We start from the raw sequence: 18,931 nt of genomic DNA on the forward strand, positions 1-18,931 counted from the left end.
AATTAATTGAGAAAAAACAATATGTCTTTTTGGCAATTGAAATTAGATTGATTTAGTTTTATAGAATATAAGATGATTTTATTACTCTTTACAACTTTCATTTTATTTTTCTTTTTAACAAGGATGATTAGGTTTTTTATTCTAAGCCCAGTATACATATATTCTTTCTTTTTTTTAGCCTCAATGGGATTAAGCATATTATATTTTTATTTTTATAATGATAAATTTAACTTGTATTCTTTGGATGATGTTAAAGAAATAGATTTTTTAAATACCATTAAGCAATATTTATTTTCTTTTAATTTTTTTATGTTAGGGATTGTAATTTATTATAATTCTTCGATTAGATTAAAAAGAATATTATTTAAAACTTCCTTTACGGAGTCTTTATTTTTCAAGTTTAATTATCCTCATTTTTTGGTGATTCTTTCTAAATTATTATTACTGTTTATTATTATTTTATATTTTATAACCTACGGTTTAGATATTTTTACAAGATCATCTTATTTGTCACCAGATCACTCCGGAGCATTACAACTTTTAATAAAGATATTAAGTTTAATTAATGTTATTCTTCTTGGGGTGACATACATAAGCCATAGAAAGTTAAGTAATCTTTTTTTTTGGGTTCTTATGATATTTTCATTCGGTACTGGTTCAAGAATTACTGTACTATATCTTTTAATTTATTTTATTTTAATTTTTCAAGCAAAAGGAAATAATTTATTCAACAAATTATCATTTGGATTTAACATGTTGTTTAGTTTTGTCATTTTTTCTTTATTGATTACATTTAGATCATTTGATGAACATGGAATACTACCTTATTTTTCTGGTCTTTTTAATAATGAAAATAGCGTTTTGAGTAATTTTCAAAGGAACTTTATGTTTAATATTTATTACACATTTATTTTTGGAGTGTTCGTTACAATACAAACATTAAAAGAAGCAATTCCAGATTGGAATATTATTTTAGTTAGTTTAAATCCACTTCCAGGAACAATTGCTGGTTTTTATAAATATGTCCCAGATTTAATGATTAATCCATTCGCTCCTTTTACATCACATGGTCAAGTTTTTGTAATGGGAAAAACATTTAGTGCATTTTTTTACTTATCAATTGGGGTCATATTTGCAGATATAGATTATCGTGTAAGAAGACTTTTTGATAACAAGAAAAGAATCTTTGCTTTTGTTTTAGTTTTTATCTCCGTTTTATATGTTATATACTCTTTTGAGTATTTATTAAGGTCTGCTGTGCGATATCTTTATTATTTATATAGCTTGCTTTTCTTAACATGGATTTTTAAGGAGGCATATAAGAATTTGCCTAAAAAAAGAAAATGAAAGTTTTAATTATTGGCCCTTTAAAAGAGCCTATTACGGGTGTGACCGTTTCAAATGATTTATTAATAAAGGAATTAACCGAACGAAATATTTATGTAGATTTTATAAACACAACTCTTCCTTTTTTTCAAGAGAATGTAGGGAGGTTTTCTCTTAATAAGTTATTTTTAAATATTTCTTTATACTTTAAAGCATATAAAATTTTTAATAAGGATGTTATTTATATAACTTCAGGTCAAAGTTTTTTTGGGGTTATTAAATATTTACCATATATATTTATTGGTTGTTTATTAAAAAAGGACATTGTTTTTCATTTACATGGTAATTTGTTGTTGGAAACTTATTCTAAATTATATGGTTTAAAAAAAAGATTATTTGCTTATTCAATAAGAAGTTGTACAAAAGGAATTGTTTTATCTGAATCATTAAAAAAGAATTTAATTCCATTTATTGATGAAACAAAAATTTTCATAGTTTCTAACTTTGTAGAATCAAAATTCATCTTATCTGAAGAAGAGGTTTTTGAAAAAGGAACTGAAGAGTTGCGTATATTGTACTTGAGTAATTTAATGACGGAGAAAGGTGTGTTTGTGTTTTTTAAGGCATTATCTTATTTAAAACGAGATAAAGTCAATTATAGATGTAAAATAGCAGGAAACATTGATGATAAAATTTCAAAAGATATCTTAAGTATTATTAAAAGTGATCCTCATATTGAATATTTAGGAGTGGTCATGGATAACCAAAAGAGAGATTTATTAAAATGGGGAAATTTGTTTGTATTTCCTTCTATTCAAATTGAAGGGCTTCCTATTTCAATTTTAGAGGCAATGGGATCTGGAAATCATATTATTAGCACAAGACAAGACGCATTATTAGATATTTTTCAAAACAATGAAATAAATTTTGTTGAGTCAGGTTCGGCCATAGATATCTATAAAGTTATTTTAATTAATAATTTTGATCATACTCAATTAAAAATAAATCATAAAATAATTACAGACAATTTCAATGAGCAAGATTTTGTTAATAATGTTTTAAAAGTGTTTAAATCAAAATGAAACAGAATTTGAGTTTATTTAAAACACCAAATGAATTTAGGGGTAGATCTAAATTCACCGTTCAGCTTTGGTGGATTGTTCAAGCTACACTATTTAGAATGTCTCCTCAAGTTTTATATGGTTGGAGAAATCTTTTGTTAAGATGTTTTGGAGCTGAAATTGGACGAAAAGTTATTATAAGACCTTCAGCGAGATTTACTTATCCGTGGAAAGTTAAAATTGGGGATTATAGTTGGGTAGGTGATGATGTTGTTTTTTACTCTTTAGGTAATATTTTTATTGGGAAAAACGTGGTTATTTCTCAAAAAACATATTTATGCACGGGATCTCATAACTATAAAAGAATAGATTTTCCAATTAGTGAAGATTCAATAACAATAGAAGATGAATGCTGGTTAGCAACAGATGTTTATGTGGCCCCGGGTGTGAACATAAAAAAAGGAGCTATTGTAGGAGCAAGGAGCAGCGTTTTTTGTGATCTAGAATCGAATAAAATTTATTTTGGCACCCCCGCAAAGTTCCATAAAGAAAGATGAGGGACATGTACTGTATAAACCTTTTAAAAAAAAATAGTTCAATTTTACTATTCGGGTTATTAATTATAATACCATATAAGCTACAATGGATTTGTGTTTTTTATTTAGTGTTAAACTCGTTATTGAGTATTAGAAATAATAGTTTTACTTTCAAGTTTAACAAGTATTTTTTTATATATTCTATTCCATTTTTCATTTTCATTTTAGGATTAATCCATTTAAACAAAGCAGACTTTAAATTTATAGAGAGGTCCATACCATTTATTCTAATACCCCTCGCATTTTTCTTAATTTTATATAATTTAAGAACAAAAAAACTGAATCTTGTTTTTTTAAGAAATACATTGTATATGAGTTTTTTTCTGGCCTCTTTCATTTATATTCTGCTGGCCTATATAAATTACCTTTTTAATTTTAAAGTGTGGTGGAAATCTTTTTTTGATCCTGAAACTTTAAGAAATTCTATTAGATATATTCCTTACATCGAACTTGACCCTATTTATGTTTCAATATTTTTCGCAATAAGTGTAGTATTTTCTTTTAAACTTTTTTTCGTCAGAAAAAAATATATATATGTAATTGGAGGACTAATATATCTTTGCTTTGTATTGCTACTATCAAGTAAAATGACGATATTATCTCTTTTCATTATAACAATGGTAGTCATAATTAAGTTATTTAAAATCAATAAGATGCAGTTAATTATAACGTTTATTTTAACATTTATAATCTTGTGTTGTTTTTTATTTTATAACAAAAGATTGAAAGAAATAATAGAACCAAAAACATATTCATATAGAGTAGACATGAATAATTCTACAAATATTAGATATGCACTATATCTTTCTAGTTTTGAACTATTAGAACGTAACGGGATATTAGGTATGGGTTTTACATCTACTAAAAATGAAGTTTCGAACATATTTATAGGTAAATATGGTGGAGATAGCGAATATAACACCCATAATCAGTTTTTGAGCGTTTGGTTGGCAACTGGAATATTAGGTATTGCGCTGTTTATTTATTATTTATATTTTAATTTTAAATTAGCCTTCTTAAAAAAGGATATAATATTTTTTTCTGTTTTGATAATTATTTTTTTCGGGTTGTTTAGTGAGAATTTAATAGAGAGACAGTTTGGGGTATTATTAATCTCTTTTGTTATCAGTTTTTTCGGTTTTTTAAATCTATATGAATTTGAATAAGATTTTAATCATAGGCATTAATTATTATCCAGAGGATACTGCTATTGGTTTGTATACTACTCAAAAGGCAGAATATTTATCGCAAAATGGATTTGAAGTAACTGTTATTACAGGATTTCCGTATTACCCACAATGGAAAATACGAGACGATTATATGTCTAAATCATTTTTTTTTAAGGAAACAATCAAAGGAGTTAAAGTTTTAAGAAGTAAACAATACGTTCCAAGTAATCCTACTTTTTCCAAGCGAATAATTCATTTAATCAGTTTTACAATTGGAAATTTCATCAATCTTTTTCGTGTAACTAAACCAGACATCGTTATTTCAATTATACCTTTTACCACTTCGGCATTATTAGGATGGTTTTTAAAAATAAGATATAAATCAAAATTATGGGTTCATATTCAAGATTTTGAGTTTGATGCAGCCATTGAGTCTGGACTACTAAAAGGTAATTCAGAACCTATTTTCAAAGGATTGCTATGGATAGAAAAAAAGCTTTTATCTAAAGCTGATGTTGTTTCAACAATCAGCTATGGGATGTTGAATAAATTAAAACAAAAAGCAAACGTTGAATCTTATTATTTAACAAACTGGATTGATATTTCTTTATTTGATAAAGATTTTAATAAACCACACACATATTTAGATTCAAATGATTTTAAAATTTTATATTCGGGTAATATAGGAACAAAACAAAATTGGGATATTTTTTTTGATTTTATAAATGAAATAAAAGACACACCAAATATAGATGTCATTATAGTAGGAGAAGGAGCTGAAAAAGAAAATGTCATAAATAGATTCAAGCCATTTAAATTTGTTAAGCATTATAATTTAGTTCCTTTTGATGAATTACCTCTTTTACTATCGAGCGCCGATTTACATGTCTTATTTCAAAAAACAGATGTGATAGACACGGTCATGCCTTCTAAATTATTAGGGATGATGGCAAGTGGCAAACCATCTATTGTTACTGGTAATATGAAAAGTGAAGTGGCTACAATTTTTAATGAGTCACAAGGAGGTTATTATTTTGACGGAAGCTCAGTTAAAGCGATTACAGATTGCATTCTTTCATTAATAGATAATAAGAAACTTAGAGAGGAGTTGGGTTTAAATGCTAAACGCTTTGTTAATGATAAGTTTTCTCAAAAAGAAGTTCTAGACAAGTTTAAAATGGAATTATTAAAAATATAGAGAGTTGCTCTTAATTTTATTTAAGACCTTATATTTGTATGGAAGATTATTAAAAAGTAATGATTACAATTGAAAATACTTGTTAACACGGTCAAAATATTCAGACTTGTAAACTACAATGTTGGTCTCCCAAAACAAAATTATAAAAGTAATATTTGTTAATTAGAAAAGATTTGGAAAACGTTGTAACCGTCAATATTATTAATATTTAAAATCAAAATAGTAAAGAAATGAAAAAAGTTCTAATAACAGGAGCCGCAGGCTTTTTAGGGTCTCATTTATGCGACCGCTTTATTAAAGAAGGATATTATGTAATAGGAATGGATAATTTTATTACGGGCGACGAAAAGAACTTAGCTCATTTAAACAATCATCCTAATTTTGAATTTATTAAACATGATATAACAGAGTTCATAAAAATTGATGGTGAACTTGATTATATTTTACACTTTGCATCTCCCGCTAGCCCTATAGATTATTTAAAAATCCCCATCCAAACATTAAAAGTAGGCTCATTAGGCACCCATAATTTATTAGGCTTAGCAAAAGCAAAAAAAGCACGTATTTTAATTGCATCCACTTCAGAAGTTTACGGAGACCCATTAGTGCATCCCCAAACAGAAGATTACTATGGAAATGTAAATACCATAGGTCCCAGAGGTGTTTATGATGAAGCCAAGCGTTTTCAAGAATCTATCACTATGGCGTACCATAGATTTCATGGTCTAGAAACACGAATTGTTCGAATATTTAATACGTATGGCCCAAGAATGAGACTTAATGATGGCAGGGTTATTCCAGCGTTTATGGGACAGGCATTAAGAGGTGAGGATTTAACTATTTTTGGCGATGGATCGCAAACACGTTCTTTCTGCTATGTGGATGATCAGGTGGAAGGTATTTATCGTTTATTGTTAAGCGATTACGAATATCCCGTAAATATTGGAAACCCACATGAAATATCCATTAAGGATTTTGCTGAGGAAATTATAAAGCTAACGGGAACAACCCAAAAAGTAATTTATAAAGATTTACCGGTTAATGACCCCATGCAAAGACAACCGGATATCTCTTTAGCAAAAAAATTACTAGGCTGGGAGCCTAAGGTTGATAGAGCCGAAGGAATGAAAATCACCTATGATTATTTTAAAAGCTTAACAGCAGAAGAACTTTATAAAAGTGAGCATAAGGATTTTAAAAATCATATAAAATCATAGAATTGAGGTTCAAGAAGGGGAGATATTCAGGTTTAATAAAACCATTATTTGGATTCATTGATTTAGTGATACTAAATGGGTCTATTTTTCTTTTTGAAATCAACCTAAACAATATTTATGTGTTTAGTATTTATATATCCATATTGTGGATAATAATCACTCTTAAAAACCATTTTTATCAAGTACAGAGGCATACCAGAATCATTCAGCTATTTCCTCTTCTTTTCAAACAATTTATAGCTTTTGCGGTTATTCTTTATGCATTTATAGGGTTTTTCAAACAACCAAACATTAGCAGACTAGCCTTAGGTGATTATTTACTGTTTGCTTTTTTATTAATATTTATAGTTAAGTTTTTAACTTTCTATTTATTAAAAAAGTACAGAGAGATATTGAGGGGAAATACAAGAAAAGTAATTGTTATTGGTAACAACGATAAGACTAGACAATTAATAAAAACATTTAAAACTCGGTTAGATTTTGGGTATTTATTTAAGGCACAATTTGACACTAATAATGAGAGCTTTTTATTGGATGACTGTTTTAAATATGTTATTGAAAATGATATTGATGAAATTTATTTTTCTGTAGCTGAATTATCTAATAAACAGATTAATAAACTGATTGATTTTGCTGATAATAATTTAAGGGAGCTTAAGTTTATTCCCGACAATAAAGATATTTTTTCTAAAAAACTCAAGTACGAGTATTACGATTACATTCCCATTTTATCATTAAGAGCAATTCCATTACAAGAACCTATCAATAAGTTTGTTAAACGATTATTCGATATTCTACTATCTTCGTTCATTATCATTTTCGTATTGTCATGGCTAACACCCATTTTAGCCATATTGATAAAATTAGAATCTAGAGGTCCAGTCTTTTTCAAACAAACAAGAAATGGGTTTAGCTATAAAGAGTTTGATTGTTATAAATTCAGGTCAATGACGCCCAATAATGATGCCCACTTATCCCAAGCAAAGAAGGGCGATCAACGCATAACAAAAATTGGTAAGTTTATTAGGAAAACAAGCATAGACGAATTACCTCAATTTTTCAATGTTCTTTTTGGAGAAATGTCAGTTGTGGGTCCACGCCCACATATGGTAATACATACCAATATGTATGCATTAAAAGTGGATAAGTTTATGGTGAGACATTTTGTAAAACCTGGTATTACAGGATTGGCTCAAATTAGCGGTTTTAGAGGTGAAATTGAAGCCGATAAAGATATTATTGGGCGGGTAAAGTATGATATTTTTTATATAGAAAACTGGTCTTTACTGTTGGATTTGAAAATCATCATTCAAACATTAGTAAATGCTTTAAAGGGAGAAAAAAAGGCATATTAAAATCTTGGGAGCCTTAGTTTCTATAATAACACCCATGTTTAATTCTGAAGCTTATATTTCAGAAACAATAAACAGTGTCATCAATCAAACCCATTCAAATTGGGAACTCTTACTCATTGATGACGCTTCAACAGATAAAACTTTAGAAATAGTCCAGCCTTTTCTAAAAGTACATTCCAATATAAGTCTTATAATAAACGAAAAGAATCTTGGAGCAGCGATAACTAGAAACAAAGGGATTGAGGCTGCTAAAGGGGATTATATAGCTTTTTTAGATGGAGACGATGTATGGAAACCAAATAAACTAGAAAAGCAATTAGCTTTTATGGAAACGACTCATTGTGATGTATGTTTTAGTAGCTATGATTTAATAAATGAAAAAGGAGAGCCGTTAAATAAAACAATAAAAGCCTTACAGACACTAACATATAAAAAACTTTTAAAAAGTAATTATATTGGCAACTTAACAGGGATTTATAACGCTAAAGCATTAGGCAAAATAACATCGTGTAACCTACGTAAACGGCAAGATTGGTCACTTTGGTTGACTGCCATTAAAAAGTCCGGGAAAGCCGCTAAAAGCATTGAAGAATCATTAGCGTATTATAGAGTGCGGGAAGCGTCCATGTCCTCAAACAAATTTAATTTGATACAATACAATTACTGGGTTTACAGAAAGGGATTAGGGTTTTCAGTAATAAAATCTATTTATTATATGACCCTGTTTTTATTTGAACACTTTTTCATAAAGTCAAAACAAACCGTTTCTACAAATAAGACTTAAATTGCTTCATTTTACCTCGGTTACTTCTTTTTAAAGATTCCTTTCTCTCAAAAACAATCGATAATCCAGATTCCAAATAGGTGTCAATCGCCTTATTAATATCTTTAATTTTTTCTCTAGAAAGTTCTTCCCTGCTAGTATAGCTTATTTTAAAAGTATCTATTTTAAGTTGTTCAATAATAAACTCTTTGACGTTTCCGCCATCCTCAATAACCGTTTTTGTAACATAGTAAAACGTCAATCCTGCAGCTTTTTTTCCACTAGGCAACATAACAATATCGTTGGTCCTGCCTATTAATGCTCCAAGAATTGGGTTTTTGGCTGTGCTATCCTTTGAAAGTTTACCAATATCGCCCAAATCATATCGAATAAACGGATGGGCTTTATTATAAAGAGCCGTTATAACAATACGGCCCTCTTGTCCGTAGGACAAAATCTGGTTGTTTTCATCTAGAATTTCAATAAATAAATCTTCATTATTTACCATCCATTTCCCATTTGTATTCTGAAAGGCAATCAAGCCTAATTCGGCTGCACCATATTCATTGATTATAGGCACTCCAAGATGGGCTTCCAATAATTTTTTATCGTCTTCAAAAAGTATTTCAGAAGTGACAATACATGCTTTTAATGTCGGACAAACATCTTTAAGAACAATGTTTCTTCGTTGTAAAAACTTAGCGAACTGAACAATGGAACTTGTATAACCATTGATATAATCGAATTGGGTTGATTCAAATTTTTTTAGGTTTTTTTCAAGTTGGGCATCACTCAAATCAAACACTGAAAATCGGTAACGGTTGCTTAAAAAATCTTTAATGCGCTCTTTGTAATATCCTTTTTTATTCAAAGGAATGCCATAAAACCGTGCTTGTTTAGAGGTGTTAAAGTCTAGATTATACCAGTTATATCTATCCATAAATCCAGCCCATGTTAAGGCATGACTAAACTTATCTTTTGCAAAAATAAACGGGTCACCAGAGGAGCCCGATGTTTTATTGATGTAAACGCTTTTTTTTGAAAAATCTTCCGAAAGGCGATTAGCCAATGGCTGTTGTAAATCGCGCTTAGTCATTACGGGAATAGTATTCCAATCTATTACGTTGATGTTTTTTGCAAATGTTTTATAAAACGGATTGTGTTTTAAATGATAAGAAACAATCTCTTGCTTTTTTGTTTCAACATAATCTGAAAAGTCCTTTTCATTTTGAATAGCTTTCAAAACAGATTTAGCTTTCTCTATGGGGAAGCCATTAAATTTTAATGAAAGATCAAATAATTTCAAGCTGAAAGTAATTTTTGTAAAGTAAATAAAAAATATTCTTGAATTCGGCTCATTAATTTTATTTTTGCACCACATAAAATAGAAATCACAATGAATATTCTAATTCTAGGTTCTGGCGGAAGGGAACATACATTCGCTTGGAAAATCGCTCAAAGTCCGTTATGTAAACAATTATTTGTAGCACCAGGAAATTCTGGAACTGCAACTATAGCAACCAATGTGAATATTGGTGTAAACGATTTTGAAGCTATAAAAGAACTGGTTTTAGATAAAGATATTGATATGGTTGTGGTTGGCCCGGAAGACCCATTGGTTCTTGGTGTTCATGATTTCTTTTTAAATGACGAGACCATTAAACACATTTCTGTTATTGGTCCGCAAAAAGCCGCCGCACAATTAGAAGGGAGTAAAGAATTTGCCAAAGAATTTTTGTTTCGACATAACATTCCAACGGCAGCTTATGAGAGTTTTACAAAAGAAACTGTAGAGAAAGGTTATGCTTTTTTAGAAACTTTGAATCCGCCTTACGTATTAAAAGCAGATGGTTTGGCAGCAGGGAAAGGCGTTGTTATTTTAAATGATTTAGATGAAGCTAAAGCGGAATTGAAGAGCATGTTGGTGGAATCTAAATTCGGACAAGCAAGTACCAAAGTGGTGATTGAAGAATTTTTAGATGGCATCGAGTTAAGTTGTTTTGTGTTGACAGATGGTAAACATTATAAAATATTGCCAACAGCTAAAGATTACAAACGTATAGGCGAAGGCGATACCGGATTAAATACAGGCGGCATGGGAGCCGTATCTCCAGTACCTTTTGCTACCAACGAATTTCTTAGTAAAATTGAAGAGCGCATTGTAAAACCAACTATAAGCGGTTTTAAGAAAGATAACTTGCCTTATGTAGGTTTTGTATTTATAGGATTAATTAAAGTTGGAGACGACCCCAAAGTGATTGAATACAACGTACGTATGGGCGATCCAGAAACGGAAGTTGTTTTGCCTAGGCTGAAAAATGATTTTGTGGTCATTTTGCAAGCCATGGCCGATGGGACATTAGACAACATCCATATTGAAATTGATGAGCGTGCCGCCACAACCATCATGTTGGTGTCTGGCGGTTATCCTGAAGATTATGAAAAAGGTAAGGAAATTACAGGTATTGATGCCATTGAAGGTTCTATAGCCTTTCATGCGGGTGCTCAATTAAAAGAAGGTAAAGTGGTTACTTCTGGAGGGCGTGTAATGGCAATCACGTCTTACGGCAATACGTACCAAGAAGCCATAAAAAAATCTTATCAAAATATAGAAAAACTACATTTCGATAAGATGTATTATCGTAAAGATATTGGTTTCGACTTATAAATAAGAATGAGCTGAAACGCTCTTATCTTCTTCGTTGTTATCATTGAATGTCTTAAGCTGAATCATCCAGTAAACCATGGCAACAAAGCCAATAATAAGGAAAATCCATGAGAAAGCATTGGCTAAAAACCAGCTTTCAAGTTCTAATGCTCTTAAGGCATCAAAAGGTGCAAAAAGCACATCAACAAATAAATCCTGTATAGCGTAAAAGAAATCCTTCATAGTTAGTATATTTACAAAACAAAAATACAAAAACGGTTAATGATAACAAGTATTTTTAAAAAATCTAAACCAATAAATTTCATTATTGTGTTTTTTATTACGCTTTTAGCTTTCATAACGGCTAGAACAAAGCTAGTAATTGAACCAATAGATGTTGCTTATATTTTTAAGCAAATAGGTTTGTTCTTGTTTTGTTTTGTATCTGTTTTATTAGTTAATTTTATTGTTAGTAAGCATAGCTTAACAAAAAAGAATAGTTATGAAATTCTACTTTTTAGTTTGTTTTTATTGGCTATAACTCAAACTACTGCAAATACAAATATTCTATTTGCAAACTTTTTTATACTACTTAGTTTCAGAAGAATCATAAGTTTACGCTCCATGATTACTCCCGAGAAAAAGCTGTTTGATGCTGCTTTTTGGATAGCAGTAGCATCGCTATTTTACTTTTGGGCCATTCTGTTTTTTGTTATGATATTCGCAGCACTATTTTTATATTCAGTCAATAAAATTAAACATTGGCTTATTCCTTTTGTTGGGGTTGCAGCAGTTTTTGTTATTGCAATAAGTATATCCATACTATATAATAATACTTTTTTCGGATTTTTTAAAAGTCTTCCAGATGTGAGTTACGATTTTAATAAATACAACACACCTCAATTTTTAATTGCCATCACGATGTTACTGTCTTTTGGTGTTTGGGCTTCATTGTTTTATATAAGAACTATTAAAAGCAAGAAAAAAGCATTCAGACCCGCATTTAAAATCGTTTTTTTAGCTATTGTTATTAGTTTTGTTACCGTTTTTTTGGCTCCCAATAAAGATGGAAGTGAGTTTTTATTTATGTTTGCGCCCTTGGCAATTATTATAACCAATTATGTGGAAACCATTCAAGATAAATGGTTTAGGGAGTTATTTCTACTCACACTTATTACCGTCCCTTTTATCATATTATTTCTGTAGTTTTTCACCAAAAGCTAAATCACCGGCATCACCAAGTCCGGGAATAATGTAGCCCTTATCATTTAGTGTGTCATCAATGGCTGCAATCCATAAATGAGTGGAATCATCAAAGTGGTTATCTACAAAATCAACACCATCTTTTGCGCCAATAATACTAATTAAATGAAGTTCCTTCGGGTTTCCAAAAGGCTTTAAGGCTTCAAAAGTAGCCACCATCGATTGTCCTGTTGCCAGCATTGGGTCTGCCAAAATGAGTGTTTTATTTTCTAAATTGGGGCATGCCAAATACTCAACAATAATTTCAAAACTTTCAGGGTTGTATTTATGATGTCTGTAAGCAGAAATAAACGCATTTTCAACTGTGTCAAAATAATTGAGCAAACCATTATGAAGCGGTATGCCTGCTCTTAAAATAGAGCATAAAACAATATCATTATCAATTAAATCAATGCCACAATGTCCTAAAGGAGTTTCAATGGTTGAAGATTTATAGTTTAAAAGTTTACTCATTTCATATCCCAAAATCTCACCAATACGCTCAATATTCCGTCTAAAGCGCATACTATCTTTTTGAACGTGAATATTTCTAATTTCCGATAAAAAGGTATTTAATACAGAGTTTTGCAGAGAAAGGTTATGTATATGCATGGTGCGTTCTATCTTTCAAATTTGAATGTTAAAGTTAATTATTTAGACTTATATTTACGGTTATCATATCAATTTTAATAAAACGGAAACCGTGAACCTACAGAAACCGAAGTAATATTATTTATTGTTTAAATTTTGTAGGTTTGCACTTTAAATTAATACATCATGTTTACAAGCAAAGCGAATAAAATATTCCAAGAAGTTATTGAAAAATATCACGTTATTAACAGCGTAGACCAACCGTTTGAAAACGCCTACTCAAAAACCGACTTAATAGAGCATTTACTATATAGAAAATGTTGGATTGATACGGTACAATGGCATTATGAAGACATTATTCGCGACCCACAAATCGACCCCGTTGCAGCTTTAACATTGAAGCGTAAAATTGATGCATCCAATCAGGACAGAACCGATATGGTGGAATATATTGACAGTTATTTGTTAGAAAAATATAAGGATGTTACTCCAAAAGCAAATGCAACAATCAATACCGAAAGCCCAGCTTGGGGCATTGATAGATTATCAATTTTAGCTTTAAAAATTTATCACATGAACGAAGAAGCCACGCGTACAGATGCTTCTGACGGACATAGAGCGGCTTGTAAAGTAAAATTGGATGTTTTACTTGAGCAGCGTGTAGATTTGTCAACAGCCATAGATACGTTGCTTTACGATATTGAAAGTGGCGACAAGTACATGAAAGTTTACAAACAAATGAAAATGTACAATGATGATGAGTTAAACCCTATATTACGAGGGCAGAAATAATTGGTCATTCCTGCGAAGGCAGGAATCTCATCCTTATAAATTAAAATGTCCAACTCAAAACACATGCTAGTCATTCGTCTTTCATCTATGGGCGATGTGGCCATGACGGTACCAATTTTACGTGCCTTGATAGAACAGAATCCGCAACTTAAAATTACAGTTTTAACCCGTGAATTTTTCTTTCCCTTTTTTAGGGATTTACCGAATGTTTCTCTATTTCCGTTTGAAGGTAAAGGTAAACATAAAGGAGTTTTAGGACTTTTTAAACTTTCTAAAGAATTAAAAACATTGGGGATTGATGCCGTAGCAGATTTACATCATGTATTAAGAAGCAATATTCTAAAATTCTTTTTCTTCGGAAAACCGTTCGTTCAAATTGATAAGGGCAGAGCAGAAAAAAAAGCATTGATTTCTGGTGAGCGGTTTCAGCAATTAAAAACAACCCATCAACGGTATGCTGAGGTTTTTATTAAACTAGGATTTAATTTAGATTTGAGTAATCCGTCATTTCCAACACCCAAAAAATTAACTTCCAAAGTTTCTGCAATATTAGGGCATAAAACAACAAAATGGATTGGAATTGCGCCTTTTGCAGCTCATGAAAGTAAAATGTATCCGTTAGATTTAATGAAACAGGTTATTTGGGCACTTTCAAAAGACTATAAAATTATTTTGTTTGGAGGCGGAAAAAAAGAAACGGCTATTTTAAATGATGTTGAAAGTTCTTTTCAAAACGCCATAAACACATCTGGGAAATTGACACTTGATGAGGAACTAGATGTGATTTCAAATCTAGATCTCATGTTGTCCATGGATTCTGGAAATGGTCATTTAGCAGCTATGTTAGGTATAAAAGTGGTTACTGTTTGGGGCGTGACCCATCCGTTTGCTGGATTTGTTCCTTTCAATCAACCAGATGATTATGCCTTACTTGCTAATAAAAATAAATTCCCTAAAATTCCAACCTCTATTTACGGTAATAAATATCCTAAAGGTTACGAAAATGCAGCTGGTAGTATTTTACCAGAAACTATTTTAAATAAGATTATTTCAATTGTCTAAAATCTAAAAGCGAAGCGTTCTAAATTTCTAATTTACACATCATCATAATCTACAACGACTGTTGCTGAGGTAGGCTGTGCCTGACATGTTAAAATAAGTCCTTGGGCTACTTCTTTTTCCGTTAAAATATTGTTTTGCCTCATAGTTACTTCGCCTTCTTTTAAACGTGCTAAACAACTACTGCAAATACCTCCTTGGCAAGAGTAAGGCACATCCATATCCTCATCCAAAGCAGCTTCTAAAATGGTTTGTTTTTGGGACATTTCGATGGTTGTTTCTTCATCGTCCACAATAATCGTGGCTTTAGTTTTACCTGTTGTAGAGGCTTCTTCTATAATTTCGGCCACTTTTGCAGCCTTAAAAAGTTCAAAATGGATTTTATCCGAAGCAACACCATGCTCGGTTAAAACATCTTTTACTGTGTGAATCATGGTTTCAGGACCACACAAATAAAAAGCATCAATATCAATATGTTTGTATTTGTTTTTAACCACTAGATTTACCGTACTTTTTTCAATTCTACCAAAAATAGCGTTGTCTTCTTGTGCTTGGCTAAACACAAATTGAATTGAAAATCTATCTTTATATTGATGTTGAAGCTCTAAAAGTTCATTTAAAAACATGGTGTCTTCAATGGTTTTATTACCATAAACTAGAATAACCTCACTATGTATTTCTTCTTCTAAAGCGCATTTTATAATGCTTAAAACGGGGGTAATACCACTACCAGCAGCAAAAGCAGCAAGGTTTTTAGTTTTATTGTCATTAGGTTCAAACACAAAACGACCTTTGGGAGGCGCGACATCTAACACATCGCCCACTTTTAATTCATTATTTGCATAAGAAGAAAATGTGCCATCTTTCACCTCTTTCACAGCCACTTTTAACTCACCACTTTTTGGCGAAGAGCAAATGGAATAATCGCGTCTTAATTCATTACCATTAATGTCTTTTTTTATGGTAATATATTGTCCAGCTTTAAATAGGAAAAACGATTTTAAGTTTTCAGGAACATCAAAAGCAATACTAATGGCTTTATTGGCTTCTTTGTGGATGTTTTTTACTGTGAGTTTGTGAAATGACGACATTTATTAATGTTTTTTGCAAAAATAGGGAAGTAGATTTGTAAATTTAAATTTTGATTGTAACAATTATTGTAAAATTTTTACTAATAAAAGGAAATCTAATTTATCAAATAAATCACTAATCATTAAAAACCTAAAATCATGAAAAAAATATTGCTAGTATTATTCTTAGTTGTTACTGCCGTCATTCAAGCTCAAGACACTTCTGAATTTAAAAAAGAAACTATCGAATTCATTAAATTAACAGGTTCTGGAGCTGCTTTTGATAATGCCATTACTCAAATTGGCACCATGGTGTCTGAAGCAAATAAGGAAGCTTACCAAAAGGAAGCTAACGCCACTTTAGATGGGCTGTATGATAAATTAGCGGATTTATATATGACTGAGTTTACTCAAGCCGAAATAAAAGAATTAGTTGCTTTTTACCATACCGATTTGGGCAAAAAACTTGCTGAAAAGCAGTTGAGTCTAACCCAAAAGGGCATGCTGATGGGTCAATCTTGGGGAATGGAATTACAAGGAATCGCTCAAAAATACAACTAACCAAACTTATGGTAAAACAATTTTTAAGTTTAGAGTGGAAGTCGTTTTTAAGGTCTGCTAGTTTTGGGAAAAGCTTAGGCATTAAAATATTTATGGGATTTATATCGCTTTATTTTATAATACTTTTTTTAGGAATGGGATTGCTTTTATATCCCGGTCTTAAAGAGGCATTCCCAGATAAAGACCCCTTGCTAATTGTTAATAGCGTACTTTTTTATTGGATTTTATCCGATTTAATTTTTAGGTTTTTCTTTCAAAAACTTCCAGTAATGAGTGTGAAACCACTTTTACAATTACCAATAAAAAGAAGAGATATTGTAAACTTTGTTTTAGGAAAATCGGCTTTATCGTTTTTTAATTTTTTACCACTTTTTGCAATTGTGCCTTTTGGTATTACATTAATAATTAAAGATTATCCTACTAGTGCAGTTTTAGGATGGATGATAGGATTGGTTTTAGTAACGCTAATAATTAATTTCTTAAATTTTATTATTGAAAGTTTCTCTGCCGAAACCGAATTATCAATCCTTCCGATTGTTTTATTAACAGGAGGTTTGTATGCCTTAAATCATTTTAATATCATTTCTTTTAGTAATATCATATCCAATGGGTTTAATGCTATTTACAAAACACCAATACTCAATATAACCCTAATAGTTATACTTGGCATCTTGTATTGGTTTAATTTTAAATTATTAAGGCAAAAGTTATTTTTAGACAGTGGCTTAAAAACAAAAATTAAAGAGGTAAATGCATCTAATTTAGAATGGACAAAAAACTTTGGTGACATTGCTCCTTTTATGAAATTAGATTTAAAACTTATTTGGCGTAACAAACGAACAAAATCCTCGGTTTGGATGCTGGCTTTAGGGTTACTTTACGGGTTGTTTTTTTATCCACAACCAACCTATCAAAATTTACCATGGTTTTTTGTATTTATAGGCGTTTTTTCAACAGGAATTTTTTTAATAAACTTTGGTCAATTTATTCCTGCCTGGGATAGCGGTTATTATAAATTGCTAATGAGTCAAAATATCAAGTACGAGCAATATTTAAAATCAAAATTTACTCTAATGTCCGTAAGTGTGATTATACTTTTTGTATTGGGCATTCCATATGTATTTTTTGGATGGAAAATTTTATTGGCACATTTTGCTGCGGCTATCTACAATGTAGGCGTTAATACACATGTTATTTTGTATGGTGGCTCATTTAACAGAAAGAAAATTGATTTAAGTCAAAAAGCTGCCTTTAATTATCAGGGCACTGGAGCGGTACAATGGCTTATAGGGATTCCTTTGTTAATCCTTCCAATGGGCTTATTTGCGCTTTTTTACTTTCTGGTTGGGTTTGAGGTGGCGTGTTTAATAATAGCTGTCTTTGGAGTTGCAGGTATTGTGCTGCATCAAAAATTAATGGGAGTTATTACTGCAAAATATCTAGAGTCAAAATATAAAATGATTAATGCTTTCGATGAAAACAAATAACATATTACAAAAATGATAACAACATCAAATCTTTCAAAAAAATACAATAATAATTTAGTTTTAAATATTGAATCGCTAGACATTCCTAAAGGGCAAAGTTTTGGTTTAGTTGGAAACAATGGAGCAGGTAAAACCACGTATTTTAGTTTGCTTTTAGATTTAATTCAACCAACAACAGGGTTTATAAAAACCAATAATATCCAAGTGAATGAAAGCGAAGACTGGAAACCTTTTACATCCGCTTTTATTGACGAAAGTTTTTTAATTGGCTATTTAACTGCCGAAGAATATTTTTATTTTATTGGCGAACTTCGAAACCAAAACAAAGCTGATGTTGATGCTTTGTTATCTCAATTTGAAGATTTTTTTCATGGTGAGATTTTAAACCAAAAAAAATATCTGCGAGATTTAAGTAAGGGAAATCAAAAAAAAGTTGGTATCGTGGCGGCATTAATAGGAAATCCTGAAGTTATTGTTTTAGATGAGCCTTTTGCAAATTTAGATCCCACTACACAAATAAGGCTTAAAGGCATTATTAAGGATTTAGCTGAGAAAAAGGGGGTAACCGTTTTAATCTCTAGTCACGATTTAATGCATGTTACAGATGTTTGTGAACGTATTGTTGTATTGGAAAAAGGTAAAATAGTAAAAGACTTGGCCACTAACGAAGCCACTTTAAAGGAATTGGAAGCCCATTTTACCAATTAACAACTCGTCTAAAAATTGTTTGATTTTAGAAGTTAATCAAAAAAGATGTTTATTTTTACCCAAGTACATACTATAAATACTAGTTTGTA

At 30.7% G+C, this 18,931-nt stretch carries 19 protein-coding genes; 15 read left to right on the forward strand and 4 right to left on the reverse strand.

Annotated features, from left to right (window positions below; translation table 11 throughout):
• Positions 1–240: 240 nt before the first annotated feature.
• The 8 genes from CDH49_RS02440 to CDH49_RS02475 all read left to right on the forward strand — a co-directional run bounded on the left by CDH49_RS02440 (position 241) and on the right by CDH49_RS02475 (position 8,706).
• A complete protein-coding gene (locus CDH49_RS02440; protein WP_157805263.1) occupies positions 241–1,347 on the forward strand; it encodes a hypothetical protein in 1,107 nt (368 codons plus the stop codon).
• Complete coding sequence (locus tag CDH49_RS02445) at positions 1,344–2,408, forward strand: glycosyltransferase family 4 protein (protein ID WP_100613705.1); 1,065 nt, start codon at positions 1,344–1,346, stop codon at positions 2,406–2,408. Before CDH49_RS02440 ends, CDH49_RS02445 begins: the two co-directional genes overlap by 4 nt.
• Entirely contained in the window at positions 2,405–2,944 is a 540-nt protein-coding gene (locus CDH49_RS02450) for a putative colanic acid biosynthesis acetyltransferase (RefSeq protein WP_100613706.1), read from the forward strand. Before CDH49_RS02445 ends, CDH49_RS02450 begins: the two co-directional genes overlap by 4 nt.
• A gap of 350 nt (positions 2,945–3,294) precedes the next feature.
• The gene (locus tag CDH49_RS02455; protein WP_157805264.1) at positions 3,295–4,149 is read left to right on the forward strand and encodes an O-antigen ligase family protein; all 855 of its coding nucleotides are present in this window, start codon (positions 3,295–3,297) and stop codon (positions 4,147–4,149) included.
• On the forward strand, positions 4,142–5,350 hold the full coding sequence (locus CDH49_RS02460; RefSeq protein ID WP_100614461.1) for a WcaI family glycosyltransferase: 1,209 nt from the start codon (positions 4,142–4,144) through the stop codon (positions 5,348–5,350). The genes CDH49_RS02455 and CDH49_RS02460 overlap by 8 nt, the downstream gene beginning before the upstream one ends.
• Before the next feature lie 230 nt (positions 5,351–5,580).
• Positions 5,581–6,567 carry a UDP-glucuronic acid decarboxylase family protein gene (locus tag CDH49_RS02465; RefSeq protein ID WP_100613708.1) on the forward strand — a complete coding sequence of 329 codons (987 nt, stop codon included), beginning with the start codon at positions 5,581–5,583 and terminating at the stop codon, positions 6,565–6,567.
• A 2-nt stretch (positions 6,568–6,569) separates the two neighbouring features.
• Positions 6,570–7,922 (forward strand): undecaprenyl-phosphate glucose phosphotransferase, encoded by a 1,353-nt coding sequence (locus CDH49_RS02470; RefSeq protein WP_100613709.1) that lies wholly within the window; start codon positions 6,570–6,572, stop codon positions 7,920–7,922.
• Positions 7,923–7,926: 4 nt separating this feature from the next.
• Entirely contained in the window at positions 7,927–8,706 is a 780-nt protein-coding gene (locus CDH49_RS02475) for a glycosyltransferase family 2 protein (protein ID WP_100613710.1), read from the forward strand.
• On the opposite strand, the gene CDH49_RS02480 is transcribed toward CDH49_RS02475, so the two are convergent.
• On the reverse strand, positions 8,690–9,991 hold the full coding sequence (locus tag CDH49_RS02480; protein ID WP_100613711.1) for a phenylacetate--CoA ligase family protein: 1,302 nt from the start codon (positions 9,989–9,991) through the stop codon (positions 8,690–8,692). The two genes, CDH49_RS02475 and CDH49_RS02480, sit on opposite strands and share 17 nt — an antisense overlap.
• 90 nt (positions 9,992–10,081) lie before the next feature.
• On the opposite strand from CDH49_RS02480, the gene purD reads away from it, so the two are divergent.
• Positions 10,082–11,353 carry a phosphoribosylamine--glycine ligase gene (gene purD / locus CDH49_RS02485; protein ID WP_100613712.1) on the forward strand — a complete coding sequence of 424 codons (1,272 nt, stop codon included), beginning with the start codon at positions 10,082–10,084 and terminating at the stop codon, positions 11,351–11,353.
• Here the strand turns inward: purD and CDH49_RS02490 are convergent.
• Positions 11,348–11,575, reverse strand: a complete 228-nt coding sequence (locus tag CDH49_RS02490) for a DUF6341 family protein (RefSeq protein WP_100613713.1) — start codon at positions 11,573–11,575, stop codon at positions 11,348–11,350. The two genes, purD and CDH49_RS02490, sit on opposite strands and share 6 nt — an antisense overlap.
• Positions 11,576–11,614: 39 nt before the next feature.
• Here CDH49_RS02490 and CDH49_RS02495 point away from each other — a divergent pair, with 39 nt between their 5' ends.
• A complete protein-coding gene (locus tag CDH49_RS02495) occupies positions 11,615–12,538 on the forward strand; it encodes a DUF6427 family protein (RefSeq protein WP_100613714.1) in 924 nt (307 codons plus the stop codon).
• Here CDH49_RS02495 and upp read toward each other — a convergent pair.
• Entirely contained in the window at positions 12,527–13,186 is a 660-nt protein-coding gene (gene upp / locus CDH49_RS02500) for a uracil phosphoribosyltransferase (RefSeq protein ID WP_100613715.1), read from the reverse strand. The genes CDH49_RS02495 and upp overlap by 12 nt on opposite strands.
• A gap of 165 nt (positions 13,187–13,351) precedes the next feature.
• Between upp and CDH49_RS02505 the strand changes: the two genes are divergently transcribed.
• Both CDH49_RS02505 and CDH49_RS02510 read left to right on the forward strand, forming a co-directional pair.
• Positions 13,352–13,957 (forward strand): DUF4254 domain-containing protein, encoded by a 606-nt coding sequence (locus tag CDH49_RS02505; protein ID WP_100613716.1) that lies wholly within the window; start codon positions 13,352–13,354, stop codon positions 13,955–13,957.
• A 45-nt stretch (positions 13,958–14,002) separates the two neighbouring features.
• Positions 14,003–15,019, forward strand: coding sequence for a glycosyltransferase family 9 protein (locus tag CDH49_RS02510; RefSeq protein ID WP_239970551.1), 1,017 nt, complete (start codon positions 14,003–14,005; stop codon positions 15,017–15,019).
• A gap of 32 nt (positions 15,020–15,051) precedes the next feature.
• Here CDH49_RS02510 and CDH49_RS02515 read toward each other — a convergent pair whose 3' ends face one another.
• Positions 15,052–16,107: a ferredoxin--NADP reductase gene (locus tag CDH49_RS02515; protein WP_100613718.1), complete on the reverse strand. Its 1,056-nt coding sequence runs from the start codon at positions 16,105–16,107 to the stop codon at positions 15,052–15,054.
• A 138-nt stretch (positions 16,108–16,245) separates the two neighbouring features.
• Between CDH49_RS02515 and CDH49_RS02520 the strand changes: the two genes are divergently transcribed.
• The 3 genes from CDH49_RS02520 to CDH49_RS02530 are packed head-to-tail and all read left to right on the forward strand — an operon-like array spanning position 16,246 to position 18,842.
• Positions 16,246–16,647, forward strand: coding sequence for a DUF2059 domain-containing protein (locus tag CDH49_RS02520; protein WP_100613719.1), 402 nt, complete (start codon positions 16,246–16,248; stop codon positions 16,645–16,647).
• An 8-nt stretch (positions 16,648–16,655) separates the two neighbouring features.
• Positions 16,656–18,134, forward strand: a complete 1,479-nt coding sequence (locus CDH49_RS02525; RefSeq protein ID WP_100613720.1) for a DUF5687 family protein — start codon at positions 16,656–16,658, stop codon at positions 18,132–18,134.
• A gap of 12 nt (positions 18,135–18,146) precedes the next feature.
• Positions 18,147–18,842, forward strand: a complete 696-nt coding sequence (locus tag CDH49_RS02530) for an ABC transporter ATP-binding protein (RefSeq protein ID WP_100613721.1) — start codon at positions 18,147–18,149, stop codon at positions 18,840–18,842.
• The last annotated feature ends 89 nt before the right edge of the window (positions 18,843–18,931 follow it).

Source organism: Confluentibacter citreus (assembly GCF_002807055.1).
In the GTDB taxonomy this organism is placed as follows: domain Bacteria; phylum Bacteroidota; class Bacteroidia; order Flavobacteriales; family Flavobacteriaceae; genus Confluentibacter; species Confluentibacter citreus.